This window comes from Paenibacillus oryzae (assembly GCF_001675045.1).
In the GTDB taxonomy this organism is placed as follows: Bacteria; Bacillota; Bacilli; order Paenibacillales; family Paenibacillaceae; genus Pristimantibacillus; species Pristimantibacillus oryzae.
In genome coordinates, this window is the sequence record NZ_LYPA01000064.1 from 147,841 (window position 1) to 167,216 (window position 19,376).

Consider the following 19,376-nt stretch of genomic DNA (forward strand, 5'->3'; position numbering starts at 1 on the left):
TTTTTGGACTAGTAACATCTTATGTCCAGACTGTCCAAATATGCTTATTTCCTCTACGAAAATTGTTGTTATTTTCCCGTCGCGAGCTTCGCAGTCTTCCCTTCCAAGATTGAAATATATGAAAGCCCTGGCTGAACTATGTCGCGGAAATAAAAAAATCTCTTCCCGGGTTAGGAAGAGATTTCATATCGATGGGCTTAAGCATGGAGTATAGCTCAGCTCTTGACCGCAACGGGCTCGCCGTCTTCATTCAAACGGTAAGCCGGCGATTTGACGGGTACAAATTCGGTATTGTCAATAAGCAGCCTGCGCAAATCTTCGTTTTTCCATAAGGAAACATCCTCCTCGCGCTGCAGGCGCTGCATGATGTCAATCCCGTAATCGATAAAAACGGTTCCTTCATCATCCAGCATTGCCGGAAGCGTACCGCCCGAAAACATGCTTTTTATAACAGGCTGCTTGCCTCCCAACGCCTCAAAATCAATACCGTAAAAGCCTGGGTAGAGGGCTTCTGACAGCGGAGGTTTTCCATTGGCGGCCACATAGCTGCTAACGCGCTTCTGCAAATCATTAACTTGCTGAAAAGAAACGATGTCCTGCAAGCGGATTAACGGCTTGCTTTCCTCGTCGATAATAAGAAAATAATAGTTTCCTCCATTTTCAAAGGCAGCCGCGGGAATCGAGCTGATGTAGCCCTTGCCCTGAAGCTTTTTGAAATCAAGCCTGAATTTCTCATACACCGGCACTTCCTTGCTGGCATTGACCATCGGAAGCAGCCCCTGCTCGCTGTAATATTGATCAACAGCCGACTGAATATTGCGCACCGCCTCCTTTGGCGGAGCAGATTGGCTGTTTTCCTTGGGATATAGACAGCCGGAAGTCAACATTAGCAGAATCGCACAAGCAAGCGCGGCAGCGGGCTTGCCTACAATGCGACGAATCGCCCTATTTGCAGCCACTGTCATGTTAATTCCTCCATTTCGTTACCATAAGTCATCTTCCTGCTGGCGCGCCAGCTGTCTTGCAACCGCAGCGCGAAGCGGATCGGGCGGAATTTCAACTTCGCAATTACCGTTCGCTCTGGCTTGACATGACAAACGCATGCCTTGTTCTTCTAATCCGGCAAGCTTTCGGCTCTCTATATCGCCAACCGGCAGAAGCTTGCTTCCCGGGAGTACTTGAACCTTGCACATAAAACAGGAGGCTTTACCGCCGCAGCGCGTGGCGATATGAACGCCTGCGCGTCTTGCCGCATCAAGAAGCGTTGTGCCTTTGCGTACCTTTATCGACCGGCCTGAAGGCTGGAAGCGTATTTCAGCGTCCAATCCCTATCACCGCCCTCTTCCTGATTTATCCAATTATGAACCTGCGTGACATATCCATTCGGAAATCCATTTCGCTCCTCGATCGCATTCATAGCGGTCCAATGCTTTTCCCGATGGAGCGACATTCCGCCAACGATGGTTTCCACTCTGTCCGCCCTGCCTCGAAGCGCATTGAACCATAGCTCATGCGCAAGCGGCACCAGCGTTATGGACTCACCATCGCCAAACGTTACAGCTTCACCCAGAGGGAGCAGCACCTCTTTTACTTCAACCCGGTACCGGCAGCCCATAGCCGCGACTTGAAACCCGGCCACAAGCTCCACGCGCCAGCCTCCTACTGCATAATGGCTCAGGGTTGAGCGGTAAATATCACTTTCACTGTAATGAGGAGTATTCAGTGCATACTGCTTCAGTCTGTGATGAAGCTCCGCTCCGTCCTCATCGTCGCAATAAAGATCCAGATCCCGCGGAGACGAAGCAAGGGGCAAGCCGCGAAGCATAAGCGCCGCGCTTCCCCCTGTTACCCAAAGATCATTGCCGGCCGCTTGGACAATTTGAGTCAGTGCATCATGAAGGGGTAATTGTGTAGTCATGTCCAGCACACCTCTAGAAATACGTTTTATTTACGGCGGCAATCCGGCCGGCGCCTTCCTTGACGACGGCCTGGCAGCCAAGGCGGAAACCTTCTTCAAACTCCTCAGGCTCCAGCCGGTCCCATTCCTCGTCCGTCACTTCCTCCAGAAACTCCGCCCCTTCCGTGACAAGGCATCTGCATCTGGCACAGGTCCCGCGCGTACAGGAGAAGCTCCAGTCAATTTTGTGCTTGATAGCGTGATCCAGCAGCGTCAATCCGGACTCCGCCGGAACCTCAGCCGTTATCGTTTTTCCCTTTAGCTCAATCATAGGTTACCTTCCTTTGCTTTTGACAACATGGCTTTATGTAAACATCCACCCTGAACAGAATGACTAAATAATTGAAAAGAATCCGTAAATAAATCCGAAAACGAGTAAAATAAACGCTACAATCGATAAAACAACCTTCAGCACGCCTTTCGTTTTTGCCCTGGCGAACGTAATCAGGAAAGCGGCAATTGCCATTAAGCCAATGCCTACAAACGAAATCCACATCTTAGTCATCGGATCCATTATGATACCATTCTCCTAATCTATGTCGAATTTATGCTTTTCATTATAGCATCAGGCCAAAAAAAGGACAAAAGGTTAAACCAAAAACGGGACTGTCCAAAAAGTCTGTTACGGTGAATCATAATTCAGCAAAACCGGTTCCTGCCGGAAAAGGATGTCTTGGAAGCTCAAACATTTTTGTACGCTTTTTTTGATCCTATTTTTTACTGGATAAAAGCGGACAAAAAAACTCGCCCTCAAGACACCCTTTCCCCTCCGGTCCTCTCTGCTGAATCCTTATTCATTCCGCTTGACTTTTCGGACAGCCCCGTTTTGACAGACCTTTGCCGCCTGACCGCCAGCCTTTATTTTTTCAACATCATTTTGACCAGCGATTCCATATTGGACGGACTTAAGCCACTGGCTTTGACCGCTTTGACAATATCGTTTATTGCGCCATCCGGCACTTTAATATTGGCCATGTCTGCCACTTGCTTGATCAGCTTGCGAAGCTCAGCCTCGTTTTTCATCGTGTTTGCGTCAACGCCGCTGGCCAGCTTTTTGACAGCACTTTCGGAAATGCTTTTGCCGGTCTTTTTGTTGATGGCGCCAAGGATATCCTTCGGCGTTCCTTTCGACAAATGCTTCACCCTCCTCGACGATAAGTTCCTGACATCATATGAGGAGGGATAACCGATGGTGTAGGCGCGGGCTTATCCGATGCTTTCAATCTCGTGCGTTTTGAGCCGTCCCATCAGTTGTTCCACAGCGGCCTTTGGTTCTTTGCCTTGAAACAAAACCTCATACAATTGATGGGTGATTGGCATTTCCACGCCAAAACGCTGTGCCATTTCATAGGCGGCTTTAGTCGTGCGCACGCCTTCAACAACCATGCCCATCTTCTCCAGCACGACGGGCAGCGGAGTGCCGTCAGCCAGCATGGAGCCGGCCCGCCAGTTGCGGCTGTGGGTGCTGGTGCAAGTGACGACCAAGTCGCCAACGCCGGCAAGGCCCGCAAAGGTCAACAGGTTAGCGCCCATAGCTGCGCCCAGCCTGCCGATTTCCGCGAGTCCCCGTGTCAGCAAAGCCGCCTTGGCGTTATCGCCAAATTTCAAACCGTCCGACAAGCCGGCGCCCAGCGCAATAATATTTTTGATGGCGCCGGCAACTTCAACGCCAATGACGTCGGGATTGGTATACACGCGAAAGTCGGAATTCATCAAAGCATCCTGAGCCTTCTCGGCTTCCTCCAGTTGCTCGGCGGCAACCACAATTGTCGTAGGCTGCTTGCGGATCACCTCTTCCGCATGGCTGGGTCCGGACAACACAACGATAGATGCTTGCGGCCTGTTCAGCTCCTCCGCCAATACAGCAGACATTCGCTTCAGGCTTTGCTCCTCGAAGCCTTTGGTTGCGTGAACAACCAGCGCATGAGCCGGGAGCCACTCTGCCGCTTGCTTTGCGACCTGCCGCATGGCGGAGGAAGGAGCAACAAATAACGCAAGCTCCGCTCCCGTAAGAGCCTCCTCCATGCTGGAGGTTGCCGTTATAAGCGGCGGCAGCTCGCATCCAGGCAAATATTTGCCATTGAAGCGAGTCGTATTGATTTCACTAGCCTGCTCCGCGCTACGGGTCCACAAATAGACGGAATAGCCGTTGGCAGCAAGTACCGAAGCCAGAGCGGTGCCCCAGCTTCCGGCCACTAATACAGCAGCTTTGCGTCCCTCAGATGATGGATTCAAAGTCATATGCATTACGCTCCTTTTTTGGCGCCCAGCTTATTTTCAGTTCCCTTAACCAGCTTGACAATATTGCTGCGGTGACGGAAAAACGCAAACAGGCAAAACGCCAACGTTCCATAAAACAGCGGCATGGGATAACCCAGCAGCAGCACAAATAATGGGGTTAACAGGGCAAACAGAAGAGAGCCCAGCGACACATAACGCGTCAGTACAATGGACGCTATTGCGACGATGCCGGCATAAAGAGCGGGCAGGAAACAAAGCACCACCACAATTCCGATTGCAGTAGCGATTCCTTTGCCGCCTTTAAAGCCAAACCAGATCGGCCAGTTATGTCCCGTGATGGCGGCCAGCCCGCATAAAACGGGAATCCAGCTGTTATCCCCTAACCAATGTCCGATGCCTACGGCCGCTATGCCTTTAACGATATCCAGAGCAAAAACGGCAATGCCGGGTCCTTTGCCTAAAACCCGGAGCGTATTGGTCGCTCCCGCATTGCCGCTGCCATGTTGTCTGATGTCAATGCCTTTAACCCATTTGGCAATGACAATACTGAACGATACAGAACCAAGCAAATAACTGATGACAATTGCGATAACGTTTAAGACCAACTTTCTTCTCCCCTAGTCCTCGTCTGATTTCCTGCGCGTAAAGATTCGGACTGGCGTGCCCTCAAAATTAAACGCGGCTCTAATTTTATTTTCAAGATAACGCTCATAGGAAAAATGCATCAGATCCGGATCATTAACAAAACAAACGATGGTTGGCGGCTTGGTGGATACCTGAGTCACATAATTGATTCGCAGACGCTTGCCTTTATCCGTCGGCGGCGGATTAATCGCCACCGCATCCGAAACAACATCGTTCAGCAGATGCGTCTGAATACGCAGCGCATGCTGCTCGGATACATGATTGACAACGGGAAGCAGCTTATGTAAGCGCTGTTTGGTCAAGGCCGACAGGAATACTACAGGCGCATAGGTCATAAACAGGAAGTGATCGCGAATTTTTTGCGTAAAACTCGCCATCGTTTTTTCATCCTTTTCGACCGCATCCCATTTATTCACGACAAAAACAGAAGCTTTGCCCGCTTCATGAGCATATCCGGCAATATGCTTGTCCTGTTCAATGATGCCTTCTTCGCCGTTAATAAGCACCAAAACAACGTCAGCGCGTTCGATTGCCTTCATTGCGCGCATAACGCTGTATTTCTCTGTTGTTTCATAAACCTTGCCCCGCTTGCGCATGCCCGCTGTATCTATAAGCACATATTTTTGCCCGTCATGCTGAAAAGGGGTGTCGATAGCATCGCGTGTTGTTCCGGCCACGTTGCTGACAATAACCCGGTCTTCGCCGAGCAGCGCATTAACTAGCGACGACTTGCCTACATTGGGGCGTCCAATCAGAGCAACGCGGATGACGTCTTCCTCATAGCCGTCGTCTTCAAGCTCGGGCAGCAGGTCGGTAGCTGCGTCCAGCAAATCTCCGATACCGATACCATGCGAGCCGGAAATAGGGACAGGTTCGCCAAAGCCGAGGCCATAGAACTCATAAATTTCGTCTCTGCGGCTTTCGTTGTCCACCTTGTTTACCGCAACCACCACAGGCTTACGGGAGCGGAACAGCATCTGGCCAACTTCTTCATCGGAATGGGTCAAGCCGCTTTTGGCATCTACCATAAAAATGATGACATCAGCCTCTTCGACGGCCAGCTCCGCTTGCATCCGAACCGACTTCATAATTTCATCTTCGCCATCAATTTCGATGCCGCCGGTATCTATGATGCTGAACGGCTTGCCGTTCCACTCGCCAGTTCCGTAAATGCGATCGCGCGTTACGCCAGGTTTATCCTCAACAATTGCCAGCCGATCGCCTATTATTCGATTAAATATAGTCGATTTCCCCACATTGGGCCGCCCGACGATGGCGATAACAGGTCTAGCCATAATTGGTTTTTCACTCCTTCAATGTTACTCACGTTACCCATCATAGCAAAAAACGATGAACTTGGCTAACAAATACTTTACAGCAGTTGTATTATTTTAACGATGATTAACCAGGATCATGGTTCCGTTTTTTAAATCATGGGCGCTTGCGTCCAAAATTTTTTCCAGCAAAAACGCGGACGACTGCAGTTCCTTTTCATCCTCCGCTATAAAGATAGGGGCGCCGCCGCCAACCTTGGATGGATGGACGGAAACAACCGCAACAATTTCACCCATGCTCCTCCGCCTCCTTCCGGTTAACAGCCGATTCCGTTGGCATTCGCACCGCGGACTCCAGTATAGGCACCCTTTTGACCACTTCTACTCCTTTATGTCCATCCAACTCTTGAGGCAACACAAATACGGCAAGGCTGCCGTTTTTCATATCCAGTTTGGCAAGCGGCACCAAAGCCGGTTCTCCATCATCGCGATATACGCCTAATATAGTCGCAAGATCGTAAAGAATAGCCTGGCGTTGCCCAAGGTTCGACAATGTGGCTTTGCCGTTGGCGTTAAAGGGTTTGATAACAAATCCCATACCGCGCTCCATCATAATGGCTTGATTTTCCTGAAGCCCAACATTCATAATATAGATGCCGGATACGAAAAGGTCTGGACCGACAACCTCGATTTTACCCAATTGAACGTCCGCAATATGGCTGATGGACTTGCCCGACTTTAATTTCAGCACAATAAGCAAAGACAAAAGTCCGGCAGCAATGCCGTACCAGATCGATAGCATAATCGCAAACAGACTGGTTAGCAAAGCCGTCATTATCACCAAATAGTTGCGGCCTTCAAAAACCATCGCTATCCCTTCAATGTAAGTACTGCCTCTGCCAACCAGCTCCAGACTGTCGATTTTTGTTAGCGTGTCCCGCTCCATTTTACGTACATCCCTGAATTGCTGGGCGGCCAGCGTCAAAAAGGTTATCGCCGTATAATCTTTATTGAACAATGCCGGAACGGCAACCGCTCCAAGAGCTGCTGCAATGACGCCAAGCGAAATATGAATGATTCGCCCATGCGGATAGGTAGGGTATTGTCTATAATCCGTTTTGAGCATGACCAGCCTGGCGATAATGCCAAACATAATACCTAAAAGAACACCGATCAAATGATGATTTTCCGTAAAAAAACGGCTCATAGCTCCCTCATCCTCCCTTTGGACCCAATCGCGCAAAAATGCGGCTTAGTCTTAAGCCGCCGGCCTTTGCCAAAGCTTGAGCGCCATTACCGCATATTGCGACGGCATATGACAGCAAAACAATGTCCCACCAGCGCGCCGAACCCATCACCGCATAATAAGAGCCCTGGTCCAGCCATGCCGCAAAACCTTCCCCCAGCACTGAGCACCATATCAGAAGTCCCGGTTGCCTGCGGACATCGCTAATTAATAAGCTGACCAATAGTCCGCACAAAACCGGTATGTCCCATCCGGGCTTGAGCCAAGCCAAAAATGGCTCATAGCTGTACAAGCTGTGCAAGCAGCCCCAAATTAATGACAGCAGACAAGCTACCATGACAAGGTAGCAGCTTCCCGTAAAAGTGCTGCGTGCAAATAAGCTGACAATGCCCGCCAGCATCAGCGGGATTGCGAACGGCTGGATATACACAATACCTTGAACGGGCAATTTCCAGGCAGGGAGAACATACAAAATCAGGGTTAATGCTGCTATGACACAGATGGAGACATTGGATAGGCCGGGGGCCACATATGGCTTCCAGCCGGTAGCCAAAAGAATACAACCGGCTAGCAAAAGCAGACAAGCGATATATCCTGGCATCATAATAGTTCACCTCGCGTCTACCTATTATGGCCCAAAGAAAAGAGGCTATTCCTGCAAATTGCTGCAGGAATAGCCTCTATAGAAATTACAAATTACTTCAATTTGCTAAGCTTATCGCCGAAACGCTCGCCCAGGGAATAGCTCATGCTGGAGCTGTTCAGGCTTACGTTAGGATTGTTGATTTCTTCCATCTTAGGAGCACGCGGAGTACGAGGGGCGCGAGAATCGCGCTCTCCTTTTGGAGCCGAAGCCGGCTGCTCCGGTGCTTCCTCGGTTTCCTTAATGCTGAGGGAAACGCGTTTTTCAGCTGCATTGAAGTCAAGAACTTTAGCTTTAACTTCTTGACCTTCCGTCAACACCTCGTGCGGAGTTCCGATATGACGGTGTGCAATTTGGGAAATATGAACCAGGCCTTCAACGCCAGGAGCAATTTCTACAAACGCGCCAAACGTTACAATACGGCGAACGGTGCCTTCAACAATATCGCCAATGTTGAATTGGCCGGCAGCCGTATCCCATGGACCCGGTTGAGCTGCTTTAACGCTCAAGCTGATTTTGCCAGCGGCTGGATCAACTTTAAGCACTTTAACGTTCAGCTTTTGGCCTTCGGATACAACATCCTTCGGATGAGCAACATGCTGCCAGGACAGCTCGGATACGTGAACCAGGCCGTCTACGCCGCCGATATCAACAAACGCGCCAAATGGAGTCAGGCGTTGAACCGTCCCTTCAAGCTCTTGGCCAACTTGAATGGAGCCGATTACTTGCTGTTTGTTTTGCTCGAACTCAGCGTCCAGCACGTCTTTTTGGGAAAGGATTACTTTTTTGTTTTCAACGTCGATTTCTTTCACTTTTACGCGAAGCGTACGGCCTTTGTAGTCGCTGAAATCTTCAACGAAATGACGCTCTACCATGGAAGCCGGAATGAAGCCGCGAACGCCAACATCGGCAACCAGACCGCCCTTTACAACGTCAGCTACAACAACTTCAAATACTTCGCCGGATTCAAAGCGGCTTTGCAGCTCATCCCAAGCCTTTTCTCCGTCAACAAGCTTTTTGGAAAGAACCAGGCTTTCCTTGTTGTCGTCAATGCTGACAACCTTCAATTCAACCTCTTGGCCAACCTGTACAGCATCAGCCGCATTTTCCAATTGAACGGAAGAAAGCTCACGCAGCGGAATAACACCGTCATATTTATATCCAAGGCTTACGTAAGCTTGGTTATCTTCGATTTTGACGATAGTGCCTTTTACGGAATCGCCTTTTTTCAAAGACACGAAATTATCCATTGCGTCTTGAGTAACTTCCTCCGCAACGGTTTCTTGCACATTGATCTCTTCTGACATTGAAATAACCTCCTCAGTTCATACCCCAACTTTATTTAAATCCGATGGACGAAGCCCTATCGGCATTTAAAACAACTTAAACAAAAAAAACATTAACCATATTGCTTTGCCGTCTTATGAATGCCATCCATAATAATTTCCGTCGCGCGCTCCAGCTGATCGCCCTCGAAGTCTTCCATGCGGGCCGCCAAATCGATGGGTTCGCCATAGCAGACATACATTTTGCGAAAAGGCTTATACGTGCCCACAATAGCGACAGGAACAATCAGCCCTCCGCCTCGCAATGCGATCATGGCCGCTCCTTTTTTGGCCGCTCCTGTATGGCTGCGCGAGCCTTCTGGAAAGATAGCAAGCATTTTGCCTTCCTTCAAAAAGGTAATCGCGGACTTGATCGCTTCTTTACTGACGCCGCCCCGTTTGACGGGGAACGCGCCGAATGAAGTAATTAGCGATCCAAAAACCGGAATTCGGAACAGCTCCTCTTTAGCCATAAACAGCACCTGACGTTCCACCTTGACGCCAATCGTAGGCGGGTCAAAGTTGCTGATATGGTTTGACGCCAGAATAACGGCCCCGGAGGATGGTATATTGTGCAAGCCTTTTGGCTCAAGACGGAATAAAACAGCGTAAATCGCATTAAGTAAGGATCGAAAAATGACATATAACATAGTTTACTTCGCCTCCGCCAATTTGGTTCGGCTCATTTTGACAATTGCGTCAACGACCTCGTCTATGGTCATGTCGCTGCTGTCCAGTTCAATGGCGTCGGAAGCTTTAAGAAGCGGAGCAAGCTCGCGCTGCTCGTCCAATCTGTCCCTCTCGGCAATCTCTTCCTGCAGCTGCTGAAGCGTTACGACGGCTTCCTGACCCAATTCCTTGAATCTGCGCAGCGCGCGCTCCTTGACAGAGGCAGTAAGAAACACCTTAAGTTCGGCATCCGGCAACACATGCGTGCCGATATCCCTTCCATCCATCACGATCCCTTTGCGCAACGCCATGTTGCGCTGCATTACGCCAAGCACTTCGCGCACAATACCGCTTGCGGCATAATGAGAAACCGCCCCGGTAACCTCTCTGGTGCGAATCAATGAGGTAACGTCCTCTCCGTTCATATAAACGAATTGTCCGTTTGCCCCCGGTTTCAGCACGATGTCCAGGCTTTTCATAAACTGCGTAAGCCTTTCTTCATCGTCTGCAGCTAATCCTTGGCGCTGAGCGCCTAACGTTACTGCCCTGTACATCGAACCTGTATCGACATACACATATCCCAATTGCGCGGCGACCATTCTTGCAACCGTGCTTTTGCCCGCGCCTGCCGGCCCGTCAATTGCAACATTGATCAAATCGCTGTCGCCATCTTGCTGCACCACGTACAGTCAACCTCCTTTAATCAAGGCAAGACGCGCTTTCAAAGAAAAAGCAGGCATTGCCTGCGAACGTGAAAATTATACCACACTATCCCCCAAGATGCAAAAGAGAAGCGCTAGCCAAGAGAGGTTCCCTCCCATCTGGCAGCGCTTGTAAGCCACTCTCTTATCGTCTCGTTCTGTAATGCCAGCTGCGATAAAACGATGGCTGCAAGCAGCGCCAATACGGCAATACGCGCCACTTTCATCGCCTTGTCCATACGGGCGGCAAGCTTCTCCTTGCTATGTAGCAACGCGTTAAGTTTTGACAACATCCTATTTTCCCTCCACTGCTGCAGAATGGAATTAGGTTGCTCCAATAATGGTTCACTCATTCAACGATTGCGATATTCCAGCTGCCTTTCAAAGCAATAACGAATAATTTTTTGCCGCTCGGAGTCGGAAATATCAATGAATTTAATCATGGCTTGTCTGCGCCCGCTTTCCAACTCCTTGATCCGGACCACCTCGGCCGTAAAAGAAGCATGGTCAACCGAGCCGTTTTTGTAAGGAAGCAGCAGCCAGCACTGAATGGCGTCTTCGCTTTTCAGCCCTTGCGGTTCGCGATAGAGAAAGGATATTCCTCCTCCGCCAACATCATCCGTTTTGCAAACAAAACGGCCTTTCCCGGAAATCTTGACGGCCAGCTCCAATTCCGCCGGCACGCGCAAAAAACTGCGCCGCTGAACCCTCGTCATTTTTTCGGGGTCCGGCTTCATGATTTTGACAAGACGGACGCCATCCTCCTTAAAGCCGATGACATGAGAGTCAAAGTAATGTTTAACTCCGTCGGCTTCCACAAAAAAAACCGACATTTCGTCACCAAGATACAGCCTCTTGGTCCGACCGGTCTTTTCATTTAATGGATATTCGATTAAAAGGCCGTCTTCTTCTTCATCTGCGATCCTGGATTTGTACTCCACTGCAGCTTCCGATTCATCGGAGGAAGCAATGTGATAATAAAGCATGGTATTAACTTTTGGCAACAAAATAGCTCCCCTCCCGTATACCAGACATTATAGCATGCCTGTGGTCGGGGAGCTATAAGAGGTTGCTCAAATTAGAACCTGTCTTAAGCCGCCGCCTTTTTGTCCTCAGGGCTAATAGGCTCAATGGCTTCCTCGTAGCCCGTGTCCGCGTTAATATAAATTTTATACAGGTAGCCGTTAATGCCGCCGGTAAATTCATGGCAGAGCACTTCTTCGCCCATCTCGTTTTTAATAAGCGCCAGTTCCTCGCCGGATACCTTCATTTCCGGATTTAGAGACTTCCTCGCCTGCTCCTTCGACATAATGGGGCTTGGCATTTCGCGTTTGCGGTGCTCATACACATAATCGTTTGCTTGCATGGCAACGACCTCGCCTTTGTCCAATGCAACCTTGACAGTCAGCTTTTCAGGATAAATCAATACGCCGTTTTGTGTTGCAACGTAAGTAAAGCTTCCCGAATCTCCATATTGGTCATAGCTGACTGGCTTCATTCCTTTGAAATCATGACTGTCGAGAAATTGATCCGCTGCAATGCGCGCCTTCTGGAAATCTACTGTGCTTTGACCGATTTCCCGGCCGTTTCGGTAGGACAGAAGCTGCCCCCCTTTTGCTGTATATTCCAGCTGGATCAAAGAGCCATTGCTTTCCGTCTGCGCGGAGTAAGACGCGTATTCAGTGTCCTTGCCATTTTCCCCAACCTGAATGCCCGAAGCATCCATACCCAAAAAAGAGGCTGCCTTCGTTTTGATAGTATCGGCGGTAACCGGCTCGCCGGAGAGAAGCTTGATGGAACGCCGTTCATACATGCTGCTGACGGACGGACCCCAATCCAGCTCTGGGTATGCGCTCACCTTTTTGTCCATAGACCTTAATCCGTCCACAATCAGGTTCCCGCTATTGGCCTGATCAGCCGCAATAGCTACCTCTACATCCATCCATCTCAAATTGCTGGCGATGACGTCCTGCTGCATCCGGTTCAAATCTTGCACAATTTCGCCGGACTTATCATACAATGCCTTTAACGTCTTGAATTCACCCTCCGTCAGGGGTTGGCTGGACAAATCGCGGACTGCGGTTTTGTAGGCGAAATTGGAAATGTGGGACAAGAAGTTTTCAGCTTCCGTAAACGGCAAAAAGCTTAGCGGCAGCTGGCTGATTTCATTTTGCGCCTGGCTGGTCAGCCTCCACACATTAACAAGGCCTTTACGGTGAAAGTCCTTTGAAGTGGAATTTACCGCAAGCGTATTGCCCAACTGCTCATGCAGCTTGTCGACATGAAAAGCAAGATCGTGAAATGCCCGCTGATATTGATTTTCCGCTTTAATCAAAATCGAGTTTTTTTCCTGATGCTCCTGATACCCCCAGAATAACGCGCCGGTCAGCAAAACGGCGAGCACGGGAAACATAATGGAGCTAAGCCTGCGATATACCATACAAAAAGCTCCTTTCTCGTTCCAAACCTGCCATTAGTTTGGATTGGAAAAAGGAGCTTTATGCATCCATTGCCTGTTTAACTGCCTCTTCATATTGACCGTTTCATTACAAGCCAGCGTGCTCCTCGATATCGAGGTCGCTGCTGTTGTTGCAAATGCACTGGCGAAAGCCGGTTTCAACGCTTCCTTTTTCCTTCCGGCCTCGCAGCACAAACTTTTCGCCGCATACATTGCAGCGAATGGTTACCTTGATCCTTGCGGTGTCCATATCTGCCTCCTTTGGTCAGTCATTAAACCACTATAGAGGTTGTTCAAAAAGTCCGCTTTTTGAACACGCACTAATAGCCAGTATGGACGGAAGCCTTACAATTTAATCTCATCTTCCCGTCTAACAAACCGAAACGGAGAGCGGCTGGTGGCAGAGTTCATCTTGTGCAGCCCCCACATCCAGAGAAGTACCATAAAAGGGATAATGAACCAAATCCAGACCTGCTCCAAAGCAAGCAATATCCAGTCATATACGCCATGCAGCAGCAATGGCAGCAGCAACGAAGTGGAAAGTAACCATCTTCTGGATTTCAGTTTTGTTGAAAACTTGGCCTTGCCCAAATAATAACCCATCATAACGCCGAACAACGCATGGCCGGATACGGGCAAAAGCGCCCTCAGCAGCAGTTGGCCGAAGGATGAGGTGGAATACATGGCATAGAGGACGTTCTCCATGGTAGCGAAACCAAGCGATATGGATGCCGCATAAAGGATGCCGTCGTATGGCTCGTCAAATTCAGTATGATTGTAGATAACGTGAAACAAAACAAACCACTTAACAAATTCCTCTACGCCTGCCGATTGTATAAAGGTTGTAGCAAGCAGCATATCCTCGCCAAAATAAATCTCCAAGCCCCGCTGAATAACCATGATGGGCACCACAACCAACACACCCAGCAAAAACATGCGTACGATCATATGAATTGGCTCGGCATCGTATTTGTCGCGCAAATACAAATAGGTAAGCAACGATACGCCTGGCGCAATCGCTGCAATTAAGATAGAAAACAACACCACGCGCGTCCCTGCTTTCTTGTTATCCCTGTCCGGAAGGACGGGAACAGAAATGACACTGTCATGCCTTAATTATACATGGGCAAAGCTTTCCCGGAAATAGCAAATACTGTCGCGGAGACGAAAAAGGGCATCGGCGGTAACAACCCGCCGTTGCCCTGTCATGTAAGTGATGAATCAAAAGGAAAAATGGCCGCATATCTCCCGAATCGCGTACTCTGGCATAATTAATTTCCCATATTCCTCCAGCATAGCATAAGTGACCGAGGTTGCTTCGCCATACTCCGCCAATAGCGCAATGACGCCATGATACTGAGGAGGTTCCATGCCTGCAGGCTCAAGTGTCAAAATCCATTTGCCGTTGTAGGAGAACAATTGGCCTCCCTCCGTTAAACCGGAGCGTTTAAGCTGCTCGGCTGCGGAAATGACATCCTCGAAATCCCTGAATGCATACATAACCACATCGCTTTGCTCCATCGTTACTTCCATGTCCAGAATGTCATCATCGGCATCGTCAAAATCATCTCTGCCATGTTCGTCCGATGAACGATTGAGTTTGCCGCGTGTTACAATGATCACCATACCTTGAGCCGGCATAGCCAACACTTCCACCGCCAGCGGGCCGGATGCTTCAAAACCCAGCTCTGTATATGCCTGGTCCATCATTTCCATAAAAAGCTCTTGAAGCTTGGGCGGTTCGCGCCACATATCATCCTTATGGATCCCCCGCTCCAGCAAATCGTCAAATGTCAGGAAAATCCGTATCCGGTCCTGACTCAGCCGCTCGATCTTCATGATAGGATCCTCCTTTGCAGCGTCTATCGTAATAGCGTATGAAGCCGCATTTTAATGGTGAATAAAATGGACTTTTTACGTTATGCCTTTACTTTACCATGTTCGAACGGCAAATGCACTAGGATTGAAGGAATAATGGACGAAAAAGAATCGGCCCGCCAAAGCCCCGCTTGGGCTGTGCTGACCGATTCTCTGTACCAAAATCATGATCTAGTGCATTGCGGCGGAGGCTTCCGCTTTAATTTTATCCACTTCCTGTTTCACTTCGGGGTCGCTCTGAATCCATTGCTCCATCTGCATCCACGTTTCACGGGAAGATTTATCCGTTTTTCCGGCATCGCGAGTTGACGATTTGGATAGCTGCTGCGAGCTGCCGTTTTTGGAGCGGAGCATGCTTCCCACCATTTTGCCCGTTGCCGCATGGCAAATGCCGCTCATAGCGCCTGCGGCCCAGGCGACAGCTCCTGGACGCTTGCGGGCCATATACAATGTAGCACCTGCCCCAATCAGTCCGCCAAGTAATAATCCGCGCCACTTCATCAGTGTTGCACCTCATTTCAAATGAATTACAACTATTAGTGTCTCATGGCGGGAGGCCGGCCATTCCCTCTAAATTCAGGAAATTGTCCTTGCTTATACGCTGCCCTTTGTTAGCGCGGCAAGCTCCAGCTTGTCCAGTATCATTCCGTATTCATTGCTCATTTCAAAATGGGAGGGCATGGGAAGAGAATCGAAATAAGCTGCAAGAGTTTCCCCTGAATGAAACCAGTCGCCTGGCTCCGGCGGTTTAAGCTCCACATCGTCCCAGGCATCCCTTAGCTCAGGACTATACAGAAGCGGCGCATCCTTTTTCAATTTTCCTCCCGCCAGCTTCTCTACAGGGGGAATACGCGGAGGCATATTTTTTTGAAACAGAGAAGGGGCGTAATCCGCCCTGGACCCCGTGTGCCTGACCGCCGCCGCAAAGCAGCGCGCACCATGCAGTACAGCAGGAATACCGAACAACATGGCATACAGCCTTTTGCCAAACTCGATTCGCTCGCTGATATCTCTGAATTTTTCGATAATCAAGCCTGCAAGCTGCAAGCCGGAGCCGCTTTTTCCATCACTTGTGCCAACCCCGTAGGGGAACACGACTCCGTTAAGCTGCAGGATGGATTGGAGCTCTGTTATCAGGGAATGAACCGCAGGTTTGTAGGCAGGATTCTGTACAACCCGGCCTTCAATAAAATGCTGCTCATTAATAATTAGCGCAACGGACAGGAGCGCTGAATCTCCCTCACGCAAAAACTGCGACCAGACCGGCCCCATAAAGGAGGAAACGCCAAGTCCAGGCAGCAAATGAAACAAGCTGCGTCCTTCCCTGCGGCTCCATTGATAAAGTAAAAGCTGGGGGTAGGCGTCTCCGAATATAAGCGCGTTGCATCGCTCCAGAAAGTGAAACAGCTCTTTCCTCTGCGGCTCCTTTAACAGCCGGGGCAGCCATTCGCCCTTGAGATCCGTCATATTCCAGCCGCCGTTACGCGACACCAGATGGGCCAAAAGCGACCAGTGCAGCTCCGGCGAATGAAAATAAACGGTGCGGTACGCCTCTGTCCGGGTCACATTATTGCGGTTGTGACGCCTTGTTTCCCCAATGATATGGTTCAGCAGCTCCCGCTCCTCCGGCTGCCAATCCCTTGGCGTCCCTATACGGTTTTTCCGCTCTGCCTGCTTTAAGCCCTCCAGGAGGCGGTATCCCGCTCCAACGGACAACACAGGGGGCGCAGCATGCTGGAGAAGCTCCCTGGAGTACTGGAACGCCTTGAATTTGCCCGCCGTATAGGCAGCAGCGGCAGCGGGAAGCTCAAGCAAATAACGCAGCCAATTCACGACTCTCGACCCCCTGCGCAAACATTTCGGCAAAACCCTGCTACCTATAAGTTTGCGCAGAAAAAAACTTTATAAGCATGGAAGGAACTTCAACGAAACATTCCCCACAGCTTGAGCAGATGGAACGTATTGTTAGGATCGATTTTTTGGGCTATAACAAACGCAACAATACCATCTTCCTGGGATTCTGTAAGCTTCTCCTGCAGAATAACAGAGGCGGATTTCACAAGCCTCCGCACCTTCGCCCGATCCTGAAGATCATGCTTGGTTACGTGAGCCAGCAGACCCCGAATGCGTTCCTTCACTGCCGGGTTTTTCATTTTTTGCTTTACGCGTTCTACAAACTGCGGTTTAATGCCGTAATTCTGATAACTCATTAGTTCTGCACCTCCACTAGGGCATAGTTCCTCAATGACTAAACTATATGCCAAAGGAGAGGCGTTGTTTCCTAATCCAATTGCTCGCTCTGAAATAAACCATCCTTAAGTATGGTTTCCCTCAGCGCCTTATATGTATCTCCGCTCCAGAAACCATCGCTTTCCGTAAGCTCGCCGGCGTCCTCCCGTGCAATTTCAAGCCATTCATAATCGCTGACCAAATCTGCAATTTTGAATTCCGGCAACCCGCTTTGCTTTGTTCCAAAAAAATCCCCGGGTCCTCTCAGCTCCAAATCCCTTCTTGCCACCTCAAACCCGTCCGTCGTTTCCGTCATTACCTTCATCCTTTGACGCCCCGTCTCCGATTTAGGGTCCGCAATCAGAATGCAATGGGATTGATGCTCGCCCCGTCCCACTCTTCCTCGCAGCTGGTGCAATTGGGACAGTCCGAAACGCTCCGCGTCCATAATGATGATTAACGTTGCATTTGGGACATCCACTCCGACTTCAACAACCGTAGTTGCAACCAGCACCTGACAGCTATTGCTGGCAAACTCGCCCATTGCCTCTTCCTTCTCCGCAGCCGTGAGCCGGCCATGAAGCAGGCCGACCTTCAGCTCGGGACATGCCTGCTGGAATTGCATATAGGCATCAATGGCATTTTGCACATCCAGCTTGTCCGACTCCTCGATCAAGGGACAGATCACGTAAGACTGGCGGCCCGCCGCGGCTTCTTTTCGGACAAAAGAAATCACCCTGTCCAGCGCATTATGCTTCACCCAATAGGTTTTGATCGGTTTTCTGCCCTTGGGCATTTCCTTAAGCGTAGAAACATCCATATCGCCAAAAGCCGTAATGGCCAGCGTGCGCGGTATAGGAGTAGCCGTCATTGTCAACACATCGGGGCTGATGCCTTTGCGGCGCAGCACGCTTCGCTGATTAACGCCAAAACGATGCTGCTCATCCGTCACAACCAGGCCTAGACTATGAAAAACAACCGGCTCCTGAATCAAGGCATGCGTTCCGACAACAACATGAACGATGCCCATTTGCAAACCTGCGATGACGTCCCTCTTTTTACGATCGCTCAAGCTGCCTGTAAGCAGCCCCACCACAATGCCCGTCCCTTGGAACAAGCGCTCCAGCGACCTGACATGCTGCTCGGCCAAAATTTCCGTAGGCACCATAAGCGCGCCCTGATGGCCTGCTTTAAAGCTGCCGAACAATGCAATGGCTGCAACTACCGTTTTGCCTGAGCCCACATCGCCTTGCAGAAGCCGGTTCATTGCGCTGCCGCGGCGCATATCGGTTAAAATTTCGTTGACGACTTTCTTTTGCGCATCCGTTAGCTCAAAAGGAAGCGTGGAAGCAAATTCTCGAATAGACGCACTGTCGATGACATGGGCGATGCCGTCCTTTCTTCTTTTGCCCAAGGAGCGATAGGCTTGAAGCTTGAGCTGAAAGAGAAACAGCTCCTCATAGACCATTCGGCGTCTCGCTTCCTGGCCTTGCTTGACGTCATCCGGCAAATGGATCAGCTCCACAGCCTTGGCTCTGCTCATTAGCCGATGCTTCTCAACCAATTGTGCCGGAAGCACCTCTGGAATCCATTCTCCATACTGCTCAAGCGCGGCTCCAATCAGCTTGCGGATCCAGCCTTGCGTCAAATTGCCGCCTATGGAATAAACGGGTTGAAGACTGCCTGCCCGGCCGCCCCCCGCAGCGTCGGCGAACTCGGAATGTGTCACCGTTATTTGCAGCCGCTGCTGCTCCCATTTTCCGGTCAATATTATTTCACGGGATAACGTCAGCTGCTCCGCCAGATAATGGCGGTTAAACCATACCGCTGTAACTAAAAGACCGCCAACCTCCACCTTGCAGGTCAGACGATTTTTTGCCCGGCCGTAACGCTGAAGCATGGGCATGCCTCGAATAATGCCTAGAACCGTCGCTTTTTCTCCGTTCTTCACCTCGGACAAATCGACTATGCGATAATCCTCATACCGAAACGGAAAATGGTTCAGCAAATCCTGTATTGTATAGATGCCAAAGGCGTGAAGCTCCCCCTCTTTCAGGGCGCTCACGCCTTTCAATTTCCTGACTGTTATTTCATTAAGATTATTCATAAA

At 50.0% G+C, this 19,376-nt stretch carries 25 protein-coding genes; all 25 read right to left on the reverse strand.

Annotation, left to right across the window (positions count from 1 at the left end; translation table 11 throughout):
• Positions 1-215: 215 nt before the first annotated feature.
• The gene (locus tag A7K91_RS14535; protein ID WP_068683929.1) at positions 216-965 is read right to left on the reverse strand and encodes a hypothetical protein; all 750 of its coding nucleotides are present in this window, start codon (positions 963-965) and stop codon (positions 216-218) included.
• Positions 966-983: 18 nt separating this feature from the next.
• Positions 984-1,325, reverse strand: coding sequence for a 2Fe-2S iron-sulfur cluster-binding protein (locus tag A7K91_RS14540; RefSeq protein WP_068683933.1), 342 nt, complete (start codon positions 1,323-1,325; stop codon positions 984-986).
• Positions 1,283-1,918: a nucleotidyltransferase family protein gene (locus A7K91_RS14545; RefSeq protein WP_068683936.1), complete on the reverse strand. Its 636-nt coding sequence runs from the start codon at positions 1,916-1,918 to the stop codon at positions 1,283-1,285. The genes A7K91_RS14540 and A7K91_RS14545 overlap by 43 nt, the downstream gene beginning before the upstream one ends.
• A gap of 13 nt (positions 1,919-1,931) precedes the next feature.
• Complete coding sequence (locus tag A7K91_RS14550) at positions 1,932-2,228, reverse strand: 2Fe-2S iron-sulfur cluster-binding protein (RefSeq protein ID WP_068683937.1); 297 nt, start codon at positions 2,226-2,228, stop codon at positions 1,932-1,934.
• 63 nt (positions 2,229-2,291) lie between these two features.
• Complete coding sequence (locus A7K91_RS14555; RefSeq protein WP_068683942.1) at positions 2,292-2,471, reverse strand: DUF2768 family protein; 180 nt, start codon at positions 2,469-2,471, stop codon at positions 2,292-2,294.
• A 344-nt stretch (positions 2,472-2,815) separates the two neighbouring features.
• Positions 2,816-3,091: a stage VI sporulation protein F gene (locus A7K91_RS14560; protein ID WP_068683943.1), complete on the reverse strand. Its 276-nt coding sequence runs from the start codon at positions 3,089-3,091 to the stop codon at positions 2,816-2,818.
• A 72-nt stretch (positions 3,092-3,163) separates the two neighbouring features.
• Positions 3,164-4,198 (reverse strand): NAD(P)H-dependent glycerol-3-phosphate dehydrogenase, encoded by a 1,035-nt coding sequence (locus tag A7K91_RS14565; protein WP_068683944.1) that lies wholly within the window; start codon positions 4,196-4,198, stop codon positions 3,164-3,166.
• A 5-nt stretch (positions 4,199-4,203) separates the two neighbouring features.
• On the reverse strand, positions 4,204-4,803 hold the full coding sequence (gene plsY, locus A7K91_RS14570; RefSeq protein WP_068683945.1) for a glycerol-3-phosphate 1-O-acyltransferase PlsY: 600 nt from the start codon (positions 4,801-4,803) through the stop codon (positions 4,204-4,206).
• Between the two features lie 12 nt (positions 4,804-4,815).
• On the reverse strand, positions 4,816-6,138 hold the full coding sequence (gene der / locus A7K91_RS14575; protein WP_068683946.1) for a ribosome biogenesis GTPase Der: 1,323 nt from the start codon (positions 6,136-6,138) through the stop codon (positions 4,816-4,818).
• A gap of 96 nt (positions 6,139-6,234) precedes the next feature.
• Positions 6,235-6,414 carry a capping complex subunit for YIEGIA gene (locus A7K91_RS14580; protein WP_068683948.1) on the reverse strand — a complete coding sequence of 60 codons (180 nt, stop codon included), beginning with the start codon at positions 6,412-6,414 and terminating at the stop codon, positions 6,235-6,237.
• Positions 6,407-7,324 carry a YIEGIA family protein gene (locus A7K91_RS14585; RefSeq protein WP_068683950.1) on the reverse strand — a complete coding sequence of 306 codons (918 nt, stop codon included), beginning with the start codon at positions 7,322-7,324 and terminating at the stop codon, positions 6,407-6,409. The genes A7K91_RS14580 and A7K91_RS14585 overlap by 8 nt, the downstream gene beginning before the upstream one ends.
• Positions 7,325-7,331: 7 nt before the next feature.
• Positions 7,332-7,967, reverse strand: coding sequence for a YphA family membrane protein (locus A7K91_RS14590; RefSeq protein WP_068683951.1), 636 nt, complete (start codon positions 7,965-7,967; stop codon positions 7,332-7,334).
• Between the two features lie 92 nt (positions 7,968-8,059).
• On the reverse strand, positions 8,060-9,313 hold the full coding sequence (gene rpsA / locus A7K91_RS14595; RefSeq protein WP_068683953.1) for a 30S ribosomal protein S1: 1,254 nt from the start codon (positions 9,311-9,313) through the stop codon (positions 8,060-8,062).
• Between the two features lie 92 nt (positions 9,314-9,405).
• Positions 9,406-9,981 (reverse strand): lysophospholipid acyltransferase family protein, encoded by a 576-nt coding sequence (locus A7K91_RS14600; protein WP_068683956.1) that lies wholly within the window; start codon positions 9,979-9,981, stop codon positions 9,406-9,408.
• Between the two features lie 3 nt (positions 9,982-9,984).
• Complete coding sequence (gene cmk, locus A7K91_RS14605) at positions 9,985-10,689, reverse strand: (d)CMP kinase (protein WP_068683958.1); 705 nt, start codon at positions 10,687-10,689, stop codon at positions 9,985-9,987.
• A 107-nt stretch (positions 10,690-10,796) separates the two neighbouring features.
• Positions 10,797-10,994: a hypothetical protein gene (locus A7K91_RS14610; RefSeq protein ID WP_068683960.1), complete on the reverse strand. Its 198-nt coding sequence runs from the start codon at positions 10,992-10,994 to the stop codon at positions 10,797-10,799.
• Positions 10,995-11,054: 60 nt separating this feature from the next.
• Positions 11,055-11,708 (reverse strand): flagellar brake protein, encoded by a 654-nt coding sequence (locus A7K91_RS14615; protein WP_068683962.1) that lies wholly within the window; start codon positions 11,706-11,708, stop codon positions 11,055-11,057.
• Between the two features lie 83 nt (positions 11,709-11,791).
• Complete coding sequence (ypeB, locus tag A7K91_RS14620; RefSeq protein ID WP_068683966.1) at positions 11,792-13,141, reverse strand: germination protein YpeB; 1,350 nt, start codon at positions 13,139-13,141, stop codon at positions 11,792-11,794.
• A 106-nt stretch (positions 13,142-13,247) separates the two neighbouring features.
• Positions 13,248-13,409, reverse strand: a complete 162-nt coding sequence (locus tag A7K91_RS26730; protein WP_169833415.1) for a hypothetical protein — start codon at positions 13,407-13,409, stop codon at positions 13,248-13,250.
• Between the two features lie 95 nt (positions 13,410-13,504).
• Entirely contained in the window at positions 13,505-14,206 is a 702-nt protein-coding gene (prsW, locus tag A7K91_RS14625; protein ID WP_068683977.1) for a glutamic-type intramembrane protease PrsW, read from the reverse strand.
• A 174-nt stretch (positions 14,207-14,380) separates the two neighbouring features.
• On the reverse strand, positions 14,381-14,998 hold the full coding sequence (locus tag A7K91_RS14630; RefSeq protein WP_068683978.1) for a genetic competence negative regulator: 618 nt from the start codon (positions 14,996-14,998) through the stop codon (positions 14,381-14,383).
• Between the two features lie 210 nt (positions 14,999-15,208).
• On the reverse strand, positions 15,209-15,538 hold the full coding sequence (locus tag A7K91_RS14635; protein ID WP_068683979.1) for a hypothetical protein: 330 nt from the start codon (positions 15,536-15,538) through the stop codon (positions 15,209-15,211).
• Between the two features lie 93 nt (positions 15,539-15,631).
• Entirely contained in the window at positions 15,632-16,870 is a 1,239-nt protein-coding gene (locus tag A7K91_RS14640) for a DUF2515 family protein (RefSeq protein WP_245697530.1), read from the reverse strand.
• Between the two features lie 89 nt (positions 16,871-16,959).
• Complete coding sequence (locus tag A7K91_RS14645) at positions 16,960-17,247, reverse strand: stage VI sporulation protein F (RefSeq protein WP_068683982.1); 288 nt, start codon at positions 17,245-17,247, stop codon at positions 16,960-16,962.
• Between the two features lie 71 nt (positions 17,248-17,318).
• Positions 17,319-19,373 carry an ATP-dependent DNA helicase RecG gene (gene recG, locus A7K91_RS14650; RefSeq protein WP_068683983.1) on the reverse strand — a complete coding sequence of 685 codons (2,055 nt, stop codon included), beginning with the start codon at positions 19,371-19,373 and terminating at the stop codon, positions 17,319-17,321.
• Positions 19,374-19,376: the final 3 nt, after the last annotated feature.